General features: G+C 68.4%; 19 protein-coding genes. 10 read left to right on the top strand and 9 right to left on the bottom strand.

Annotated features, from left to right (window positions below; all coding sequences use genetic code 11):
* Nucleotides 1-94 precede the first annotated feature (94 nt).
* Complete coding sequence (locus FCG67_RS05525; protein ID WP_136907844.1) at nt 95-1714, top strand: HNH endonuclease signature motif containing protein; 1620 nt, start codon at nt 95-97, stop codon at nt 1712-1714.
* On the opposite strand, the gene FCG67_RS05520 is transcribed toward FCG67_RS05525, so the two are convergent.
* The 6 genes from FCG67_RS05520 to FCG67_RS05490 all read right to left on the bottom strand — a co-directional run bounded on the left by FCG67_RS05520 (nt 1624) and on the right by FCG67_RS05490 (nt 6425).
* Complete coding sequence (locus FCG67_RS05520; protein ID WP_136907843.1) at nt 1624-2214, bottom strand: signal peptidase I; 591 nt, start codon at nt 2212-2214, stop codon at nt 1624-1626. The genes FCG67_RS05525 and FCG67_RS05520 overlap by 91 nt on opposite strands.
* Nucleotides 2211-2762: a hypothetical protein gene (locus FCG67_RS05515; RefSeq protein WP_136907841.1), complete on the bottom strand. Its 552-nt coding sequence runs from the start codon at nt 2760-2762 to the stop codon at nt 2211-2213. The genes FCG67_RS05520 and FCG67_RS05515 overlap by 4 nt, the downstream gene beginning before the upstream one ends.
* 5 nt (nt 2763-2767) lie before the next feature.
* Nucleotides 2768-3295 (bottom strand): alternate-type signal peptide domain-containing protein, encoded by a 528-nt coding sequence (locus FCG67_RS05510; protein WP_136907839.1) that lies wholly within the window; start codon nt 3293-3295, stop codon nt 2768-2770.
* A 63-nt stretch (nt 3296-3358) separates the two neighbouring features.
* Nucleotides 3359-5092, bottom strand: coding sequence for a signal peptidase I (locus FCG67_RS25160; protein WP_211243116.1), 1734 nt, complete (start codon nt 5090-5092; stop codon nt 3359-3361).
* 7 nt (nt 5093-5099) lie between these two features.
* Nucleotides 5100-5645, bottom strand: coding sequence for a SipW-dependent-type signal peptide-containing protein (locus FCG67_RS05495; protein ID WP_281282322.1), 546 nt, complete (start codon nt 5643-5645; stop codon nt 5100-5102).
* A gap of 258 nt (nt 5646-5903) precedes the next feature.
* Nucleotides 5904-6425 (bottom strand): alternate-type signal peptide domain-containing protein, encoded by a 522-nt coding sequence (locus FCG67_RS05490; protein WP_136907836.1) that lies wholly within the window; start codon nt 6423-6425, stop codon nt 5904-5906.
* 612 nt (nt 6426-7037) lie between these two features.
* On the opposite strand from FCG67_RS05490, the gene FCG67_RS05485 reads away from it, so the two are divergent.
* The 6 genes from FCG67_RS05485 to FCG67_RS05460 all read left to right on the top strand — a co-directional run bounded on the left by FCG67_RS05485 (nt 7038) and on the right by FCG67_RS05460 (nt 12600).
* A complete protein-coding gene (locus tag FCG67_RS05485) occupies nt 7038-7646 on the top strand; it encodes a response regulator transcription factor (protein WP_246044900.1) in 609 nt (202 codons plus the stop codon).
* Nucleotides 7607-8830: a sensor histidine kinase gene (locus FCG67_RS05480; protein WP_246044862.1), complete on the top strand. Its 1224-nt coding sequence runs from the start codon at nt 7607-7609 to the stop codon at nt 8828-8830. Before FCG67_RS05485 ends, FCG67_RS05480 begins: the two co-directional genes overlap by 40 nt.
* The gene (locus tag FCG67_RS05475) at nt 8827-9867 is read left to right on the top strand and encodes a hypothetical protein (protein WP_136907832.1); all 1041 of its coding nucleotides are present in this window, start codon (nt 8827-8829) and stop codon (nt 9865-9867) included. The genes FCG67_RS05480 and FCG67_RS05475 overlap by 4 nt, the downstream gene beginning before the upstream one ends.
* A gap of 135 nt (nt 9868-10002) precedes the next feature.
* Nucleotides 10003-10302, top strand: a complete 300-nt coding sequence (locus tag FCG67_RS05470) for a LuxR C-terminal-related transcriptional regulator (RefSeq protein WP_136907830.1) — start codon at nt 10003-10005, stop codon at nt 10300-10302.
* A gap of 46 nt (nt 10303-10348) precedes the next feature.
* The gene (locus tag FCG67_RS05465) at nt 10349-11527 is read left to right on the top strand and encodes a sensor histidine kinase (RefSeq protein ID WP_136907828.1); all 1179 of its coding nucleotides are present in this window, start codon (nt 10349-10351) and stop codon (nt 11525-11527) included.
* Nucleotides 11524-12600: a hypothetical protein gene (locus tag FCG67_RS05460; protein ID WP_136907826.1), complete on the top strand. Its 1077-nt coding sequence runs from the start codon at nt 11524-11526 to the stop codon at nt 12598-12600. Before FCG67_RS05465 ends, FCG67_RS05460 begins: the two co-directional genes overlap by 4 nt.
* 34 nt (nt 12601-12634) lie before the next feature.
* Here the strand turns inward: FCG67_RS05460 and FCG67_RS05455 are convergent, their stop codons facing one another.
* The gene (locus tag FCG67_RS05455; protein ID WP_136907824.1) at nt 12635-13396 is read right to left on the bottom strand and encodes an SDR family NAD(P)-dependent oxidoreductase; all 762 of its coding nucleotides are present in this window, start codon (nt 13394-13396) and stop codon (nt 12635-12637) included.
* A gap of 170 nt (nt 13397-13566) precedes the next feature.
* Here FCG67_RS05455 and FCG67_RS05450 point away from each other — a divergent pair, with 170 nt between their 5' ends.
* Nucleotides 13567-14289 carry a FadR/GntR family transcriptional regulator gene (locus tag FCG67_RS05450; RefSeq protein ID WP_136907822.1) on the top strand — a complete coding sequence of 241 codons (723 nt, stop codon included), beginning with the start codon at nt 13567-13569 and terminating at the stop codon, nt 14287-14289.
* Nucleotides 14286-14966, top strand: coding sequence for a sterol desaturase family protein (locus tag FCG67_RS05445; protein ID WP_136907820.1), 681 nt, complete (start codon nt 14286-14288; stop codon nt 14964-14966). Before FCG67_RS05450 ends, FCG67_RS05445 begins: the two co-directional genes overlap by 4 nt.
* A 7-nt stretch (nt 14967-14973) precedes the next feature.
* Here the strand turns inward: FCG67_RS05445 and kstD are convergent, their stop codons facing one another.
* Complete coding sequence (gene kstD / locus FCG67_RS05440; protein WP_136907818.1) at nt 14974-16689, bottom strand: 3-oxosteroid 1-dehydrogenase; 1716 nt, start codon at nt 16687-16689, stop codon at nt 14974-14976.
* Between the two features lie 46 nt (nt 16690-16735).
* Complete coding sequence (locus tag FCG67_RS05435) at nt 16736-17356, bottom strand: TetR/AcrR family transcriptional regulator (protein WP_136907816.1); 621 nt, start codon at nt 17354-17356, stop codon at nt 16736-16738.
* Nucleotides 17357-17573: 217 nt separating this feature from the next.
* Here FCG67_RS05435 and FCG67_RS05430 point away from each other — a divergent pair, with 217 nt between their 5' ends.
* Nucleotides 17574-19193 (top strand): long-chain-fatty-acid--CoA ligase, encoded by a 1620-nt coding sequence (locus FCG67_RS05430; RefSeq protein ID WP_136907814.1) that lies wholly within the window; start codon nt 17574-17576, stop codon nt 19191-19193.
* Nucleotides 19194-19222 lie beyond the last annotated feature (29 nt).

The following is a 19222-nucleotide window of genomic DNA, read 5'->3' as shown; positions in this document are numbered from 1 at the left end:
TACCGACCACCGCCCCAATCGCCGCAATTGTTCAAAGAAATCTGGTTGAGCAACATTCCTTGCTGTCGAACACCTGTTCGAGTATGCTTCGAACATGGATCTCGACGAGATGCTCACCGCGCCACAGGATGTGGTCGCATGGCAGCTCGCCGACGCTGAGCTCCTGAGGCTGGTTCCCGAGCTCTCGCTGCGGATGCGGCAGCTCGAGGCGCTGCGCGTGCGTCTGATGCATCAGGTCGATCAGCGGTGCGTGGCCGAAAAGGTCGGCGCATCGTCGCCCGGCAACTGGCTCGCCGGAGCGACCACCATGACGCCCGGCCAGGCCAATAAGATCGTCCGGCTCGGACGGGAGCTGGCGAAGCATCCGGAGGTGGCCGCCGCGTTCGACGCCGGAGAAAGCGACCACGACCAGATCCGGGTGATCGTCGAACTCCTGGACAAGGTGCCCGATCCCGATGCCCCGGCCCACTCCGACGACAACACCGCCGCGGACAAGACCGACGGTGACGGTGGTGGGGACAGTGATGGCGACGCTGCGAAGGTGTTAGACATCGTCGGAACCGACGCCACCCGAACACAAGCCTGCGCCCGCTACCTCCTCTACGCCGCCCGCACCGAAGACTCCACCACCCTCGCCCGCCGCGCGAAGGCCCTCGATCAGATCCTCAACGGCGACAAGAAGAACCCCGACTCCGAGAACGCCGAACTCAACGAATTCCACGCCTCACCCGGACTCGGCGGTCGCGTCCACCTCAAGGGACACCTCGACGCCGCCTCCGGCGAAGCCCTCCTCACCGCCCTGTCAGCACTGTCCAAGCCGCGCCCCGGGGCCGACAACCGCGACGGACAAACCGGCAAGGACCAACGCACCCCCGCGCAACGCCGGGCCGACGCCTTCACCCACATCGTCCGCAGCTTTCTGGACTCCGGGCAGGCGCCCAGCGAAGGCGGCGAACGACCCCACATCAACGTCTTCGTCGACGCCGACGACCTCGCCGCCACCACCGACGACCACCACCATCACGAACACGGCCAGCGTGGGCGGCGGCGCGGACCTGCTTGGATGCCCTGGCTCGGACCGATCTCCCTCGACCTCGCCGCCCAGATCTCCTGTGACGCCGACATCACCCCCATCACCATGGACTCCGACGGCAACCCGATCGATGTCGGTCGCACCACCCGCCTGATCCCTCGCAGGCTTCGCCGCGCCCTGAACGCCCGTGACTGCGGCTGCGCCTTCCCCGGCTGCGGGCGACCCGCAGCCTGGACCGAAGGCCACCATATTCAGCACTGGTCCAACGGCGGACCCACCAACCTGTCAAACCTGGTGCTGCTCTGCCGCTTCCACCACACCACCATCCACCGCGGCGACTGGACCGTCCACATCAACAAAGACGACGGCCACCCTCCCCCAAGGACTTCGTCCAGGGGGGACCCCCAGGTTCACCCCACCACCCTGGATCGACCCCCAACGACAACCCATGCCGGCACACAACCGGCGCAACCAACTCACCTTCGCCGCCTAGGTGAAACCACAGGGCACCGCCCGACACCACCCAGAAGATGGGAGGCGTCGGCGCGGTGCCCTGCGCTATCAGTGTTCGTGCCAGAGACGGACGCGATTCAGGCGTCGGCGGGCTTGAAGTCGTCGGCGGGTGCGGACTTGTCGCGCGACCGTTCCCGGAACGCGCCGACGAACATCCACCCGGCGTAGAGGAACAGCCCGCCGACCACAACCGTGATCATCAGCGCACGCTGCTTGCCGGTGATGAGGCTGTTGACGTAGCCCATATAGGGCACGCTGTACCAGACCTTGCCTCGAACCTGCTCCGGAACAACCGGATTGGTGTCCGGCGACGGGTTCGCGTCACCCTGGGTGACGAAGGTGGTCTCGCCCTGCGAGTTCTTGCGCACCATGGTGATGCGATGGGTGACCACCTCGGGCTTCCCCGATTCCTTCTGGAAGGTGATCGCATCGCCTGCCGTCAGCGCGGTCGGGTCCTGCGGCTTCACCACGATCAGGGTTCCTGGCGGATAGGTGGGCACCATCGAGCCCGTGAGCACGGTGTAGGGCGTCGACCCGGTGAGCCGCGGGATGACGATCGTCAGCGCGAGGATTGCCACCAGCACCAGGAGCAAGAGCCACGAGACGATGCTCTTGATCCAACCCCACACACTGGTGTCCGTATCGGCGTCCTGCACCGCGTGGCTCATCGGGATTCGGCCGCGAACGTAAACGTCGCGGTGGTGCTTGCGCTCGGCGCCGCGGCGGCCCCCACCGTGCCCCGCAGGCACAGCACCTCACTCGCGCCCGGCTGCACCGTGCGCCAATCCGGAGCCGCCGGGGCCTGAGCACCGATCATCGCGCCGGCGTAGAGCTGCGTCGCTCCTGCCGGGTCACCCTGCGCGGGGCACGCGGACTCGGAGCCCACCGTCGAGACCGTCAGCTCCAGCGGCACAGCGGCATTGGACTGCGCGGCGTTCTGCAGCCGGTACTTCATCAGCACGTTGCCAGAGTTGTAAATGGTCACCGGCGCCTGGGCGTACGCGCCCGGCATCAGGTTCGCCCCAGCCAGGGCCGAGAACGGGTAGTTCGTGGTACCACCCTGTCCCACAGATAGATCCAGGATGCCCGAGTGGATCGAGCCGGCGTCGACGGCCACGGACTTGCTCCACAGTGCGCCGGTCTGCTGGGCCGACATCAGCGCCACTCCGACGACCACGGCGCCACCGATCGCCAACCAACGAGTCTTGTTCGACATGGTGCCTACACCTGCTTCAGAGTGACGTTGAAGTTGGACAGATCGATCTGGGCGGTCTGCGCCGTGACGCCCTGGGTTCCCTGCGCGAAGTTGAAGGTCACCTTCACGTCGACAACCTTTCCGTTCTGCGCGGGCGTGATCACGGCACCCCCGGCGCCCGACGGGAGCGGTGCCCCGTTGACGGTCGCGGTGACGGCGGTCGTCATCGCGGCCTTGAGCGCCGGGTCGCCGGTGATGGTGGCGCCGTCGACTGCGAGGTTCGCCCGAAGGTTGGTGCCCTGTGCGGTGACCGTGAAGCTAGCGGTATAGGTGACGACGTCACCCGGCACCGCCCGGAAGCCGGTGATGGAGACGGCTCCGTTCTGGTCTTTCCAGTTCGGCGTGCCGCTCTGTCTGAGTGCGAGCGCACCGGCACCGACCCCACCGCCGCCGATGCTGGCCCCCGAGTTCCACGCCGCCAGAGTGCCTGCACCGCCGGCCAGCAGGACGGTCGCGGCCCCAGCCGCGATCGCGCCCTTCATCTTGTTGTTCATCTGATGATCAGCTTTCGTCGGAACCCCGTCGGGGGTTGGATGATTCGGCGCCGAAGCGGGCTGTTACTTGACGAGTTCCGCGATCGCGGCCGGCACGTCACCGGTCTTCGGATCCACCTTCGTCTTCGTCCAGCCCGACGAACCATCGACCACATACAGCGCGTCGGCGTCGATGATCCACAGCCGGTCGGTCCCGTCCTGCCACTTCACCATCGCGTTCGCACCCGCCGGGGTGCTGAACACCTCGGCACCCGAGGCATCGGTCACCACCGCGTTCGAACCGGACACTCCGGCCTTGTACGTTCCCGACGGCGACGGATTGCTCAGCGTCAGACCGCCGAGGGTCGGCGAGGGCTCCTGTGCCACAACGGCCTCCGCCGCGGCAGGGGGTTCCGTCGTCGTGGTCGTTGTCGTTGTCGTCGTTGTCGGCGGCACGGTCGTCGTCGTTGTCGTCGGCGTGGCCGTCGTGGTGGTCGGCGCAGTCGTGGTGGTCGTCGGCGTAGCCGTCGTCGTGGACGGCGCGGTCGTCGTGGTGGACGGCGCAGTCGTCGTGGTCGTAGTAGTCGTCGGCGCAGCCGTCGTCGTCGATGGCGCGGCGGTCGTTGTCGATGGCGCCGTTGTCGTTGTCTCGGGCGCAGCCGCTCGGGCCATCATCGCCTCGGCCCCACCGGGAGCCATCAGCGCCTGGGGCCCGCTCGAGATCTTGCCATCGCACTTGATGTTCCAGAGCGTGTAGGCCCAGATCTTCTCGCCGACCATGCCGGTACCGACCTGCCCGTTCCGCACCGCCTTCACCTCGATACGGGACGACGAGGCCGTCTCGTACACATTGTTGTACGCGTTCACATCGATGTAGACCTGGTCACCCTTGTTCGGCGGAATCGTGGGATTCCAGCTGCCACCCCAGGCGTCATACAACTTGATGTCGTAGGTGTAGCCCGGGCCGAGATGCTCCCACTTCATTCGGACGTAGCTGCTGTTGCTCTCGCAGCCCAGCCACTTCGGAGCGGGCAGGAAGTCGACCGCCGATCCGAACGAGCTCGTCGCGGCGGAGGTCTTCGTCCACGCCGCGCTGGTGCCGGCGACCTGGGTCATACCGAGCACCGCCAGCGACGCGGCACCGAGGGCCATCAATGACCGGGCAGGTACCGCGAAATGCTGTGTCGGAGTGTCGGTTCCGTCGTATGCCCCCGGGCTCGGCTGGGACATCACCTGATCCTGCTCCGACACCACCTGGTCCTGCGCGGCCGGAGCGCCACCGGTGCCCGCATCCCCGTCGTCGCCCTTGCGACCCGAGGTGGGACGGAAGGCGATGACCATCAGGCCGCCGACAAAGGCGCCGCCGAGGAAGATCGCGATCGGCGAGGACAGCCACGCCACCACGTATCCCAGTCCGGGAAGGCTGAAGAACACCCGGTCGGCCTCGGTGACCGTGTACGGGGAGATGTCCGCGTCCTGGTTCGCGTCGCCCTTGAGGATCAGCACGGAGCTGTCGCCGTCGGCGGAGACGATCTCGTGCACGCGGTGGGTGATCCGCGTGCCCTGCTCGTTCTCGACACTGACGATGTCGCCGACGCTCAGCTCGGAGGCAGGCACGGGCTTCGAGAGCGCGAGGGCCCCGGTGGAGATCTCCGGAGACATCGAACCGGAGCGGAAGATCAGCGGCTTGATGCCGAAGAAGAACGACGCCGCGGCGGCCAGCACGCAGATCAGGCCCGCGATGGCACCCACGTTCAGGGCGATGTCACGCCCGGAGCGAGAACTCGTGGAATCCACTGGATTCTGGTGGTCGGTCATGGCGCGCTCAGGCCGTCGTCGCGTTGAAGTTGAAGGAGGTGTTGACCGTCTGGTTCTGCGCGGCCGTCGGCGCCGCCGAGTCCAACACCACCTGGAAGCAGAGGGTTTCGCTCACGCCGTTGGCCAACGAACGACCCGTTCCGATCAGGTTGGCCGAGCCGCCCGACACCAGGGCGACGTTGTTCGCGATCACCGTGCCACCGCTACACGCGGTGCCGTTCGACGTCCCGGTGGACACCGTCACCTTGAGGTACTGCGCCAACGCCGAGGACGTCGACGACGCCGCCATCGTGTAGGAGAACGGTCCCGAACCGTTGTTCTTCACCGGCAGCGTCGCCGCGACGCTGTTGCCCGGCATCATTCCGGTCTTGGTCAGGGTCGTGAACCCGACCGTCGACCCGGAATCCCCGTTGAGCTGCAGATCGATCGACCCCGTGCTGAACACACCTGACGTTGCGGTCGCCGTGTCACTCCAGGCTGCCAACGTCCCGATCGCCCCGAGACCCAACACAATCCCCAGCGACGCAATCGCCCGCGGCTTTCTCCCCGACATCACAGAACGCGCCCGGGCGCCCAGCCCCGACACCGAACTCGAATCCTCATGACGAGACATTGATATGCCTTTCCTGCTCAGTCCAACGGGGCGCCGCAGCGCCGAGAGTCGATGTGTGCGTGGCGATGCCGACGCGGGACGCGATTGATCACCTGGCCCGCGATCCCCGCATCGGCGTCGGCGGCCGGCCCGGGATCGGGCCGGGCCGACGACCGACGCCTCCGGGTGCTCGCCGGATGGCGGCCAGGCGTTGCGGTGCTAGTTCTGCTGCAGCTTGACGGCGAAGTTCGACAGGTTGACGCTCTGTCCCTGCGCGGTGGTGCCGGTGGTGGCGTTGTCGAAGGTGAACTTCACCTTCACATTGACCGTGCTGCCGTCGTTGGCCTCGGTGATTGCTCCACCGGCCAGCGGCGTGGCACCGATGGTCGCGGTGGTCTCCTGCCCCAGAGCCGCGAGGAGCTCGGCGCCGCCGGTGATCGTCGCGGGATCGGCAGTCAGGGTCGCGTGCAGGTTCTTACCCTTCGCACCGACGTTGAAGCTGGCGTTGTAGACGACGATATCGCCGGGCACCGCCTTGAACTGGGAGATGTCGGCGATGGCGGTGCCGTTGCCTTCGGTCCATCCCGTGGAGCCCGTCTGCGTCAACGACAAGGTGCCGGAGTTGACGGCGCCGCCACCGACGGTCTGCGAGGAGTTCCAGGCGGCCATGGTGCCCGCGCCACCTGCGAGGAGGAGTGCGGCCGCGCCGGCGGCGATGGCGCCCTTGGTCTGCTTGTTCATGTAAGAGCTCAGCTTTCGTCGGACCCCCGTCGGGGGTCAGGGAGAGTCGGTGATCGGATCTGGTTACGTGCGCCCAGTCGAGTGGGCTCGGTTTCGGACATCCGTGCTCGTTCAGAGGGTCTCGACATCGCGGCCGGTTCGCAGGTGAGGCGGCGCCTGACTCCGGTAGCCGGTTTGCGATTGCATGTGTTTATCACAACGCTGTATCGAATTTCCGGCGTTTCGGGTCAATCGTCCAAATGATCTTGAACAGTTGTCCAGATGCCATTCCATTTCCCGATAGAGCGGGACAGATCCATCGCCTACCAGTGACTATCCGTTACACATGCCCCTGAATCGACTGTCCCTCATTCGGCGGATAGCGCGCCTCAGATCGATTACGTAACGTAATTACACTTCGCATGGAATGGTGAATGCCGGTCGAGCCCTCGAACGTCGAGGCCGGCTGTTAACGTCATCCGCGGCCCGCCCGATAACGCGATGGGCACGGTGCCGAGAACCCCCGGTGCGAGGAGCAGATTGACCGAGAATTCGTCGAACGCAGACCATCTCCCCGTGGCCGAAGCGGACCCGCGACGCGTCGGCATCGTCGAGGACCACGAATCCGTCGTGATGGGCCTCGAGGCGATGCTGGCCGACCAACCGGATCTGGTGATCGTGGCGTCGGCCCCCACCGTGCCCGAACTGCTCGCGCTCGGCGTCGATCTGGATCTCGTCATCCTCGACCTTCGACTCTCCGACGGCTCCTCCCCCAAGACGAATGTCGAGCAACTACGGGACGCCGGACTCGAGACCCTCGTGTTCACGGGGGCGGAGAATCCCTACCTGGTGCGGCTCGCCGCAAAGGCCGGGGTACTCGGCGTGCTGCGTAAGTCCGAGCCCACCGCCACCGTCGTCGCCGCAATCACCGCGGCCGCGAACGGCGAGCAGGTGGTGACCACCGAATGGGCCGCCGCTATCGACGGCGACCCCGGCCTGCACGATGTCGGCCTCAGCCCTCGCCAACGAGATGTGCTCGCGCTCTATGCCTCTGGAGAGAAGGCCGCCCGCGTCGCCAGCCTGACCGGCCTCGCCCCGCACACCGTCAACGACTACCTGGCCAGGATCCGTGCCAAGTACGCCGAGGCCGGCAGGCCTGCCCGCACCAAGACCGATCTGTACAAGCGGGCGGTGGAGGACGGGTGGCTACCGCCACCGCTGCTGCACCCCGGCCGGCCGTGATCACACCGGCGAACAGTCCGCGCCACGAGTCCTCCGATCACATCTCGCGGATGGTCGCGCGGTTGATCAGCGCCGGCTACGCGGCCTACCTGATCCTGCTGTTGCCTGCCGCGATATCCATGGCGCCGCGGATGGACGCCTGGTGGACCCCCGTGATCGTGGCCGCCGTCTACGGGTCGGGGCTGCTTCCCGGCGCGCTGTCGTTCCGCCGCGACACCCGGCCGATGCGAATCGCCTCCGGGGTCGCGGCCACGGCGTTCCTGCTGGCGGTGTTCAGCTGGCCCCTGGCCTGGAACGGCCCGCCACTCCCCAGTGGCGAACTCCTGTGGTTGGCCACCTTCCCGGGCCTGGCGAGCCTCGCGGTCGTTTCGACATGGCCGACATGGATGATGTTCGCGCACTTGGTGATCGGGTGCGTCACAGTCCAGATCGCCAATTTCGCCGCACACGAGGACGCACCAAGGGAGCTGCTGCTCCCGGAGATCACCTTCGCCATCATGTTCTGCACACTCTTCGTCGGCGCGGCGGTGATGGCGCTGCGCACCGGCCGGGTCCTCGATGCCACCACCGATGCCACCCACGCCGCGGCGGCCGCCGCGGCCGCACGGCGCGCGCGCACCGTCGAACGCGAACGCTTCGACGCACTGATCCACGACGGCGTGATGTCCACCCTGCTGGCCGCGTCCCGGCAGGGTGCGACGCCCGCGGTCAGCCGCCTCGCGACCACGACGCTCCGCCAGCTCGACGCCCTGCGCGACGGTCGGGGCACACAGGAGCATTTCGGCTGCGAGGAGGCACTCTCCCTCTTCCGCGCGGCGGCGACCGATGTGGACGAAGGAGTCACGTTGCACGTCGAAAGGCTCGACGGCGCAGAAACTCTCACCGTCCCGGCCGAGACGGCCCGAGCCCTGTCCGCGGCCCTCGCGGAGGCACTGCGCAACAGCAGTCGCCACGCGGGCGAGGCCGCGACCCGCTCGGTGGAGGTCGCGGTGGCGCGGGAGGGGATCGCCGTCCTGGTCGCGGACGACGGGCGGGGCTTCGACCCCGCCGCGGTCCCCGCACACCGACTCGGGGTGTCCGTGAGCATCAACGGGCGGATGCGGCAGCTCCACGGCGGGTCCGCCCGGATCGAGACCGCGCCGGGGGCAGGCACCCGGGTCCACCTGGCCTGGAGCTCGTCATGAGCACCGCGGGCGGAACCCGGGACGTCCGTGAGCTGCTCGGGCTGCACACGCGCGGAGCGAAGGCCCTCGTCGCCGCCTATGTGCTGACCTTCCTGCTGCTCTCCCTCAGCTCGAGCCCGGGACCCGGCGCGGTGTGGGCGGAGCTGGCAGCCTGGCTCGTCGTCAGCGCGGGCGCGATCACCCTCGTCCGGATCGCGGGAGACCCCTTGCCGTTCCGTCCGGCGGTGGCGATGGCACTCGCAGGCCCGATCGCGCTCAACCTGGTGCTGTCCGTGGTCCCCGTCCCGGTCGACGGGCTGCTGCAGACCTGGCCGCTCGGCGCGGGAACCGCGATCCTGGCGTACATGTGCGTACGCGGCCGGATCGCACTCGGCTGGCTCGGCATGACAGCGATGCTCGGCAGCTGCGTGCTGTGGGCGATGCGTACCGGGCAGGGCGCCGGCTACGGCCTCGGCATGTCGGCGATCAACATGGCGCCGCTGCTGATGGCCACCTTCGTCGCCTACACCGTCCGACCGGCCGCGAAGGAGATCTTCGAGCTCCGCGAGCAGACCGTCCAGCGCGTCGCAGCCGAGGCCGCCGACTCCGCGGTGCTCGAGGAACGCGACCGACAGCTGCGTCGCCTCGACGAGCTGGCCAGGCCGCTGCTCGACCGGATCGCCACCGGCGTCGAACTCGATGAGAACGAGCGGATCGCCTGCCGGCTGCTCGAGGCGCACCTGCGCGACATCCTGCGTGCCCCTGGTCTTTCCGGACCCGTCGTGTCCGCCGCCGCACGCGCCGCCCGGGGCAGGGGAGTCGAGGTCGTCCTGCTCGACGACCGCGCCGTTGACGACGGGGGCGGGGCGCCGGACCGATTCCTCGGCATGGTGGCGGCCGAGCTCTCCGCGGCCACCGACGGGGCGATCACGGTGCGCGTCCTACCCCCCGGCCGCGCCACGATGGCAACGGTGCTCGCCAGCAGCGCCGACCGGGTTCGACGCACCGAGTTCGACCACGACGGCCACCCCGCGGACGCCGAAGCTTCGCTCAGCTAACCGTGCCCCTGGTTTCATGGGCAGGAAACTGCCGTCTCGGCAGATCGCGTCCCACCCCATAGCCTCGATCCGCAAGGAGGGCCCGCGACGAGGGGTCGTGCCCTCGGCCAGCCGCGTACGTCCGGGGGTCGTGACATGAGAACCGCAGTCGACGAACAGCACCACCATGCGCACGCCCCCGCGGCGCGACCGGAACCGCGCAGCCTGCGCAGGCCGGCGCTGTCGCCGCGCGAGGTCGAGGTGCTGCTCCAGTGGCTGCGCTGCGATTCCAAGAACACCGTCGCCGCCGACCTGTACCTGTCCGTCGGCACCGTGAACACCCATCTCGCACGCATCCGCGCCAAGTACAACCAGGTCGGCCGCTCGGCCCCGACGAAGGCCGCGCTCGTCGCCCGCGCCGTGCAGGACGAGTTGATCTCGCTCGACGAGCTGTGAACCGGCCTTCGGCAGTGCCCGCGTGAATGACGGACCGCGGACGCGGATGACGAGACGCGTCAATCGGATCGGCACCGCCGAAGAGAAGATCATCCGCACCTTTGCCCGCGTGATCGGCGCCGGAGCGCTGGTCTTTTGCGTGGTGCTGATTCCCATCCTCATCATCCAGTCCCGTGAACTCGCACCGTGGTACACCCCGGTGGCCGCGGTTGTCGTCTTCGTTCCCCTACTCGCCCTGTGGCCCGCAAGCTTCGCCAAGGACCTCCGTTGGGTTCGCGGTCTCGGCTCGCTCTGCGCCGCGACCTACCTCCTCGCGGCAGCCGGCTGGCTGGTCGCGCTGCAGGGACAGATCTCGCCGACCCGCGAGGTGTGGATGTCCGCGATCCCTGGTCTGGTGGCGATGGCGGCGGCGCTGGGCTGGCGTCCGGCGCCGAGCGTGCTGTTCCTCGTGGTCAGCGCCAGCACTGCAGAGGTGATCCGTCACGTCACCCGCGGCGACTCACAGAGTCCACTGCTGGCGGAGACCTTCTACGTTGTGATGACCAACAGCCTGTTCGTCGTCGCGACCATCGCCGCGGTCCAGTCCGGACGCACCCTCGACCGCACCCTCGCCGCAGCCAAGCGCCAGTCCGCGGCGACCGCCGCCGCCTCCGCGCTGTACGTGGAACGCAAGCGGTTCGACGGGCTCATCCACGACCGCATCATGTCGACGCTGCTCGGCATCTCCCGGCACGGCAACACCGATCATCTCAGCGGGCAGTCGGCCGTCGCGCTGGCCGAACTCGATCGGCTACGCGCCAGCGACGTCGCCACCGAGGACCTCGACGTGGACGCCGCGGTTGCGCTGATCCGCACCGCGCTGGTCGAGGTCGACGAGGACGCGTCCGTCGACCTCGAGGTCCGGGACGCAGCGCTGACCGTTCCCAGGGAGGTCGCGCGCGCGATGGCATCCGCCGCTGCCGAGGCGCTTCGGAACAGCCTGCGGCACGCCGACCACCCGGAGGTGGAGGCCGACCGACTGGTGATCATCGACGTGGACACCGAGGGCCTGCGGATGCTTGTCGCCGACAACGGCCGCGGCTTCGATCCGGCCCGGGTCCCGCAGTACCGCTTGGGGATCAGCGTGAGCATCAGTGCGCGCATGGCAGCGGCCGGCTGCACCTCGGAGATCCACTCGGTCCCGGACCGCGGTACCCAGGTCACGCTCCGATGGGCGGCCCCGTGAGCGAGGTCCCGCCGCGCGACGTGCGCGACGTGCGCGTGCTGCTCGGCATGGACCGTCCGGCGGCGAAGGTGCTCGCTGCTCTTTTCTGCCTGAGCTTCACCCTGGCGGCCCTCGCCAATCTCGACGGGGTGCAGCATGTCTGGCCGATCGTCCTGGCAGCCGTGCTGGTCACCGCCGCGGCGGTGGTGATCATCGCCGTCCCCGGGGACCCGCTGCCGATGGCCTACACGCTCGCACTCACCGCTCTCGGACCGGTCGCGTGCGCACTGGTCCTGTGGCAGCTGCCCGTGCCGGGCTGGACTCTGGACTCCGCCTGGCAGATTCGGGCGGTGACCGCTGTGCTGGTCTACATGTCGGTGCGCGGCCGTGCGCCATACGCCTTTGCCGGCGCCGCGCTGATGGTCCTCACCAGCGGGGCCTGGTCCGACGCGACCGGCCAGGGATGGGGCACCGGAATCCGTTTGGCTTCAATCAATCTCGCACCCGTGCTGATGTCGGTGTTCTTCGCGTTCAGCATCCGACCGGTTGGCCCCGCGGTGTTCAGGCTGCGCGAGCAGGAGTCCGAGCGGGCCGCGGACGAGGCGATGACCCAGGCCGTGCTGCGCGAACGCGACTCCCAGCTGACCCGGTTGGACCTGCTGGCCCGGCCGCTCCTCGAGAGGTCCGCGACCGGGGACGAGTTCGGCGACGGATGCCGCGAGGAATGCGGGCTGCTGGAGGAGCGCCTGCGCGACACCCGCCGTGCTCCCGTGCTCGCGTCCGACGAGGGGGTCAGCCGCGCCGTGGAATCGGCAAGGAGGCGCGGCGCCAGGGTGATCCTCCTCGACGACGGCGGACTCCGCGACGGACCGCAAGCCCTGGTGTCGCAACTGCACTCCGCGTTGATCGACGCCCTGCAGGACACAGAAGGCGGGAAGTTGACCGCCCGCGTCCTGCCCGCGGGACGGGCGACCGTTGCCACCATCCTGTCCGAGAACGGCGCTCGCGTCGGTCGCGTCGAACTCGGTCACGACGGCCGGGTGCAGACCGCGGTACACCACGGCGGCATGCGCGAGATCATTCCTCAGCGATGATGCGGCGTGTCCCTGGCACCGCGCCTCGGCCCGCTCAGGTGATCGTGAGTCCACCGTCGACCGGAATGGTCTGCCCGGTGACATAGGCGGCCGCGTCCGAGGCGAGCCAGACGAGGGTGGCGGCGAGTTCCTCCGGGTCGCCGATCCGGCCCAGAACCAATCGCGGCGCCATGCTGTCGAGGTACCCGTCCTGGTAGGAATCGGTCATCTCGGACTTGAAGAAACCGGGCGCGATCGCGTTCACCCGGATGCCCCTTCTGGTGCCCCACTGCTGGGCCAGGTCGCGGGTCAGTCCGATCAGCCCGGCCTTGCTGGCGGCGTAGGCGGCCTGCGGCAACCCCGCGGTGGTCAGGCCGAGGACACTGGAGATGTTGACGATCGCCGAACCCGGCGCCATCACCCGGCCACAGGCCTGCGCGGCCCAATAGGCACCGTTGAGGTTGATGTCGATCACCTGCCGGAACTGTTCCGGGGTCTCCCGCGTCGCGGGGTGCGCCGTGCCGATCCCGGCATTGTTCACCAGCACGTCCACCCGGCCGAAGCACTCCATTGCGGCATCGATCATGTGCTGGGCCTGATCCGGATCGGCGATGTCGGTCGACACGCACAGTGCCTCTCGGCCGGTGTTGCGCACGAGTTCGGCTGTCCGCTCGAGCTTGTCGACGCGACGGGCCGCGAGCACGATGTCGGCGCCCGCCTCAGCACAGGCCACCGCGAAGGCCACCCCAAGACCCGAGGAGGCGCCGGTCACGACGACGACCTTGTTGTCCAGCCGGAACCTGTCCAGGATCCCCATCGCGTTCTCCTTCCGAAGGCTTCTAAGCGTGCGCTTAGTTTAGGGCATGGGGGCAGGGCCCCTGTGCGCGGTTGATGAGTCCAGACACTCGCCAACCGCGCACAGGCGGCGCAGCCGCCTATTGGTCTTACCACTTGACCACTGACCACATCAGGCCTAGCGTCGGTCACATGACCTTCGAGCCGATCGTGCGGCAGTCCGCGTCAGGCGCCGTGTTCGAACAGATCACCGCCCGAGTCCTCGGCGGCGAACTCGCCGCGGGCGATTCGCTCCCGAGCGAACGCCACCTGGCCGAAGCGCTCGGGGTCTCCCGCCCCGCCGTCCGGGAGGCGCTGCAGAAGCTGGCGCACTCCGGCCTCGTCGAGGTGCGGCAGGGAGACTCCACCTCGGTCAAGGACTTCCGGCGCCACGGCGGCCCCGAACTGCTGCCGAGGCTCCTCATCCGTGGCGGGCAGCCCGACTGGGCCGTGGTGCGCAGTGTCCTCGAGGCCCGCACCATGATCGGCTCCCAGGTCGCCCGGTTGGCGGCCGCCCGGTCGGGGACCGAACTCGCCACACAGTTGCGGGACGCGGTGCACGCACTCGGCACGGACGACGACCCCGTCGCCCTGCAGCGGCACGCGCTGGCCTTCTGGGAATGCGTCGTGGACGGCGCCGACTCCATCGCCTTCCGCCTGATCTTCAACAGCCTGCGTCAGGCCTACGAGCCCACGATGGCCGCCCTCGGCGAGGTGATGAAGGCCGAGGTGGGCCGAACGGACGCGTACCTGCGACTCGCCGACGCCATCGCCGCGCGAGACGAGGACGCCGCGGAGCGCCTGGCCGTTGAGCTCCTGGAGCTGGGCACCACCGCGATCAGCACCATCATCGACAGCCTGGAGGGAGCGAGATGAGTACGGATACACGGCCCGCGCGCGGCAGGAAGCCCGTCGATCTGCGTACCGCCGCAACGGAATTCTGGCGGCACCCCTCCCCCTGGATGATCTCGGCGATCCTGGTGACCGCCCTGATCGGCCGCCTCGTCGTCGGCGACTGGCAGCTGAGCGACGCCGTGCTGCCGGTCGTCATGCTGGCCGCGTTCCCGTTCGTCGAGTGGACCATCCACGTCTGCATCCTGCACTGGCGGCCGAAGACCGTCGCGGGCGTGACGCTCGACTCGCTGCTCGCCCGGAGCCATCGTGAACACCACGCGGACCCGCGCGATGTGCCGCTGATCTTCATCCCCTGGCAGACCCTGGTCTGGCTGATCCCGACCCTGGCCGTGCTCGCGGCGCTCGCCTTCCCCCGGGCGGGCCTCGCCCTGACATTCCTCACCGTCATCGGCGCGATCGGGCTCGTGTACGAGTGGACGCATTACCTGATCCACAGCGACTACCGCCCGAAATCCCGTATCTACCACTCGATCTGGCTCAACCACCGCCAGCACCACTACAAGAACGAGCACTACTGGTTCACCGTCACCACCGCAGGCACCGCCGACCGGGTCCTGCACACCTACCCGGATGCCAAGCAGGTGCCGACCTCGCCGACGGCGAAGAACCTGCACGCGGGCGCGGCACGCGGCACCTGAGCTGCGCCTAGGGCGCATCTCCGGACGAGCGGCCGGCCGCGTCGAGTGCCGCGAGGTAGCCGAACACGATCGCGGGACCGATGGTCGCGCCGGGTCCGGCATAGGTGTGGCCCATGACCGGCGAGCTGGTGTTGCCCGCGGCATAGAGCCCCTCGATGATCGACCCATCCTCGCGCAGCGCCCGGCCGGCGCTGTCGGTGTTGACGCCACCCTTGGTTCCCAGGTCTCCCGGCACCATCTTCGCGGCATAGAACGGCGCCTTGGTCAGCTCGCCGAGGCTGGGGTTGGGCTTGTTGGTGATGTCGCCGTAGTAGTGGTCGTATTTGCTTTCCCCGCGGTGGAAGTCGGGGTCCGTGCCCGTGCGCGCGTTGGCATTGAACCGCTCGATCGTCTCCGTGAGGGAGCGTTCGGGCACACCGATCTCGAGAGCCAGTTCTGCGATCGTCCCGGCGGTGACGATCGCTCCCGATCGCAGCCAGGATCGCGGCAGCGGCCTACGGGCGGGGACACCCGCGAAGAGATACCGATTCCGGTAGGTCTGGTCGAAGATCAGCCATGCCGGGAGGTTCTCGGCCGGGCCCTCGCCCTGCCCGTACGGGCCGCCGAACATCGCATGGGTCGCTTCGACATACGGCAGGGACTCGTTCATGAAGCGCTGCCCCCGGTCGTTGACCATCAGGCTGCGGGGCAGCGACCGCTCGGCGAGGGCGAACCACGGCCCCTTCGGCAACGGGATCGACGGGGCCCACCAGGCGTCGTCCATGTAGGAGATCGCCGCGCCCGACTGCAGTGCGGCATTGATCCCGTCGCCGGTGTTGGTGGGAGCGCCAAGAGTCCATTCGGCGCTGCTGGGCGCGCGGTGGTACCTCTCCCGCATCGCACCGTTGTTGTCGAACCCGCCGCACGCGAGCACCACCCCGCGGCGAGCGAGCAGGCGCGATCGGGTTCCGTCGCTCTCGATGACCACACCGGTCACCCGAGCTCCGTCGGTGATCAGGTCCGTCATCGCCGTGTCGAGCCGCACGGGCACTCCCGCGGCGCGCACACCGATCATCAACTGCGACATCAGTGCCGGGCCGAGACCGAGCAGCTTTTGTCGACGCATCTTGGCCAGCATCGACCGGGCGCCCACCTTCAGCATGCGCTGAGGGCCGCGCCAGCTCCGCAGCCCGGTGCTGAGCCACCGGTAGTCGGACTGCTGGACCACGACATTGAGTGGCGCCTTCATATAGGGCGGATGCAGCGTGGCCAGATCCTCATCCGCCAGGGCGCGCGCATCGAACGGAGCCGGCTCACACGAACGCCCGGTGGCGCGGCCGCCTGGTGCTTCCGGGAAATAGTCGGAGTAGTCCTGCACCCATTCGAGCTTCAGCGCCGAGTTGTCGATCAGGAAGTCGAGGGCCTCGGGCCCGCGATCCACGTACGCGGCAATGCGATCCGCGTCGGCGTCCTCCCCGACAATGCTGGTGAGGTAGTCGCTCGCCGCCTCCCGATCGTCTGCGGGCGCTTGGCTGCGCAACACCGAATTGCCCGGGATCCACACCCCGCCACCCGACCGCGCGGACGAGCCGCCCCAGAACTGCGACTTCTCGACGATCACCGTGGTGAGACCGTGCCTCGCGGCGGTGATGGCCGCGGCCATCCCGGCTGCGCCCGACCCCACCACGACCAGATCGACGATGCTGTCCGCGCTGTCTCGCGCGCCGACGGTCGACTCTGTCATTTCGAAACCTCCGTGTGTCCGTTCATCGGAATCAGCGTGCAGATCATCAGCTTTCGACCCCTTCACTCTCGACGCCGTCCGCCGACGCCCATCGGGGGTGGAGGACCGCGGTCAGCGCCCCCTCGACGCAGACGGGAAGCGACGCCCCACGGTTCTGCGGGCTGCGTATCCACTGGCGGTAGCCGAACTCCGCGGCGGCGAGCATCAGGTGCACGAGAAGTCCGGGGCGACTGTCGATCTCGGGATCGCACCCCATTCGCTGTGCAGTGAGCTCGACCAGCCGGGACCGATGCTCGGGTGCGATCAGCGTGACGCGGTCCATCAGGTGGGGCGCGGTCCGGAAGGCGGCACGCCACGGATCGATCTCCGCCGCGGTGAGCGCGGTCGAGCGGGCCAGGATCGCCCGCGCGAGCGCCGCGTCGGCCGGCTCGGATCCCGGGCGCTGTTCCACGAGCGCCACGATGCCTGCTCCGCCCTCGTGCACCGGCTCCAGCAGCAGGTCCTCCTTGCTGCGCACGTGGCGGAAGTACGTGCTCGGCGACACCCCCGCGGCCGCAGCGATCTGTTCGGTTGTCACGGCATCGAAGCCGTCCCGGGCGAACAACTCGAACGCGGCGCGCTGCAGGTCCGCACGAACCTGGAGGCGCTGCCTCTCACGTAGCGACATCGTCAACTGCCTTCCTCTCACGAAGAAACCCGGGTACCGATTTCATCAGCGGTCGATCTGCGATGAAATCGCTAAGTGACAGCATCTCTAAAGATGACAGTTTCTGTCAAGAGTGAAGTATCGCTTGCACATACCCACTTTTGTGGGTAGCGGCCGCCTGCGACCGGGCCATAGCGTCGCAGCAACCGCCTGTACGCCCGTCATACGAGGTAGCCGCATGTCCACCACCCCGACCGCCCACAACTCCGAGCTCAGCCCGCTGCGCTTCCTGGAACGCTCGGCGGCCGTCTTTCCCGAGCGCACCGCGATCATCCACGGCCACCGGCACTACACCTACCGGGAGTTCGCGGCGGAGGTCGAGCAGCTCGCGCACGCGCTGCGCGGGCGGATCGAGCCCGGCGACCGGGTCGCGTACCTCTCGCCGAACACCCCGGAACTGTTGATGGCGCATTTCGCGGTGCCGCTGGCCGGGGGCGTGCTGATCGCGCTGAACTCGCGACTTGCGGGTCCCGAGCTCGAATACATCCTCGAGCACTCGGGCACCCGCATCCTGTTCGTCGACTCGGAGTTCCTCGGCTCGGTCACGACCGTCCGCGACCGGGTCACGTCGGTGCACGAGATCGTCGAGATCCCCGACTCGACCATCACCCTCGCCGACCCCGTGACCGGCATCGCCACCGCCGTCTACGACGACTTCCTGCGCACCGTCGACGCGGCGCAGTCGGAGCCCCTCGTGTGGGGCGTCGACGACGAGCAGCGGACGATCGCGATCAACTACACCTCGGGAACCACCGGAAAGCCCAAGGGCGTCATGTACTCCCACCGCGGGGCGTACCTGAACTCGTTCGGCGAGACCTTCCACAACGGTTTCACGGGGAACACCAAGTACCTGTGGACGCTGCCGATGTTCCACTGCAACGGCTGGTGCACACCATGGGCCGTCACCGCCGCCGGCGGCACCCACATGTGCCTGCGGGCGGTCCGGGCCGACGCCATCTGGGATGCCATCGACACCCTCGGCATCACCAACCTGTGCGGCGCGCCGACCGTGTGCTCGACCATCGCGGACGCGCCGCAGGCGCACCCCCTCTCGACCCCGCTGCGGATCACCACCGCGGGGGCTCCCCCGTCCCCGACGGTCATCGAGCAGCTCGAGACGCTCGGCGCGACGGTCGTGCACGTCTACGGCCTCACCGAGGTGTACGGGCCGTACACGATCTGTGAGTACCAGGAGTCCTGGGACGGGTGCTCGGCCGAGGAGCGCGCGGTGCTGATCTCGCGGCAGGGCGTCGGCATGCTGCAGGCCGAGACGGCGCGCATCGTCGACCCGCAGATGCGCGACGTGCCCGCCGACGGGAAGACGACGGGCGAGATCGTGCTGCGCGGCAACAACGTGATGCTCGGCTACTACCGGGATCCCGAGGCCACCGCGGAGGCCTTCGCGGGCGGCTGGTTCCACACCGGGGACCTCGGCGTCATGCACCCGGACGGCTACATCCAGCTCAAGGACCGGGCGAAGGACATCATCATCTCCGGCGGCGAGAACATCTCGACCGTCGAGGTGGAGCAGGCCATCGTCTCGCACCCGGCGGTCGCCGACGTCGCGGTCGTGGGCGTGCCCGACGAGAAGTGGGGCGAGCGACCGAAGGCATTCGTGCTGCTCAGACCGGGCGCCGAGGCGACCGTGGACCAGCTCGTCGCGCACACCCGTGGCCTGCTCGCCGGCTACAAGGTGCCACGGGACATCGCCTTCGCCACGGACCTGCCGCGGACCCCCACCGGCAAGATCCTCAAGTACCAGCTGCGGTCCGGCGCCGAGGCCGCTACCCGCGGGTAGCAGAATGACCCCCCGAGACAAGACGACCG

Source organism: Rhodococcus oryzae, from assembly GCF_005049235.1.
Taxonomy (GTDB): domain Bacteria; phylum Actinomycetota; class Actinomycetes; order Mycobacteriales; family Mycobacteriaceae; genus Rhodococcus_G; species Rhodococcus_G oryzae.
The sequence above is the reverse complement of the archived record's forward strand: the minus strand, read 5'-3'. Positions and strand labels throughout refer to the sequence as shown.

Coding starts and splice junctions, on each gene's coding strand:
- FCG67_RS05435 (WP_136907816.1), bottom strand. CDS start 17,356: ATGTCGCTACGTGAGAGGCAGCGCCTCCAGGTTCGTGCGGACCTGCAG.
- FCG67_RS25160 (WP_211243116.1), bottom strand. CDS start 5,092: ATGACCGACCACCAGAATCCAGTGGATTCCACGAGTTCTCGCTCCGGG.
- FCG67_RS05470 (WP_136907830.1), top strand. CDS start 10,003: ATGAGAACCGCAGTCGACGAACAGCACCACCATGCGCACGCCCCCGCG.
- FCG67_RS05455 (WP_136907824.1), bottom strand. CDS start 13,396: ATGGGGATCCTGGACAGGTTCCGGCTGGACAACAAGGTCGTCGTCGTG.
- kstD (WP_136907818.1), bottom strand. CDS start 16,689: ATGACAGAGTCGACCGTCGGCGCGCGAGACAGCGCGGACAGCATCGTC.
- FCG67_RS05475 (WP_136907832.1), top strand. CDS start 8,827: ATGAGCACCGCGGGCGGAACCCGGGACGTCCGTGAGCTGCTCGGGCTG.
- FCG67_RS05515 (WP_136907841.1), bottom strand. CDS start 2,762: ATGTCGAACAAGACTCGTTGGTTGGCGATCGGTGGCGCCGTGGTCGTC.
- FCG67_RS05490 (WP_136907836.1), bottom strand. CDS start 6,425: ATGAACAAGCAGACCAAGGGCGCCATCGCCGCCGGCGCGGCCGCACTC.
- FCG67_RS05465 (WP_136907828.1), top strand. CDS start 10,349: ATGACGAGACGCGTCAATCGGATCGGCACCGCCGAAGAGAAGATCATC.
- FCG67_RS05525 (WP_136907844.1), top strand. CDS start 95: ATGGATCTCGACGAGATGCTCACCGCGCCACAGGATGTGGTCGCATGG.
- FCG67_RS05450 (WP_136907822.1), top strand. CDS start 13,567: ATGACCTTCGAGCCGATCGTGCGGCAGTCCGCGTCAGGCGCCGTGTTC.
- FCG67_RS05485 (WP_246044900.1), top strand. CDS start 7,038: ATGGGCCTCGAGGCGATGCTGGCCGACCAACCGGATCTGGTGATCGTG.
- FCG67_RS05430 (WP_136907814.1), top strand. CDS start 17,574: ATGTCCACCACCCCGACCGCCCACAACTCCGAGCTCAGCCCGCTGCGC.
- FCG67_RS05520 (WP_136907843.1), bottom strand. CDS start 2,214: ATGAGCCACGCGGTGCAGGACGCCGATACGGACACCAGTGTGTGGGGT.
- FCG67_RS05495 (WP_281282322.1), bottom strand. CDS start 5,645: ATGTCGGGGAGAAAGCCGCGGGCGATTGCGTCGCTGGGGATTGTGTTG.
- FCG67_RS05510 (WP_136907839.1), bottom strand. CDS start 3,295: ATGAACAACAAGATGAAGGGCGCGATCGCGGCTGGGGCCGCGACCGTC.
- FCG67_RS05445 (WP_136907820.1), top strand. CDS start 14,286: ATGAGTACGGATACACGGCCCGCGCGCGGCAGGAAGCCCGTCGATCTG.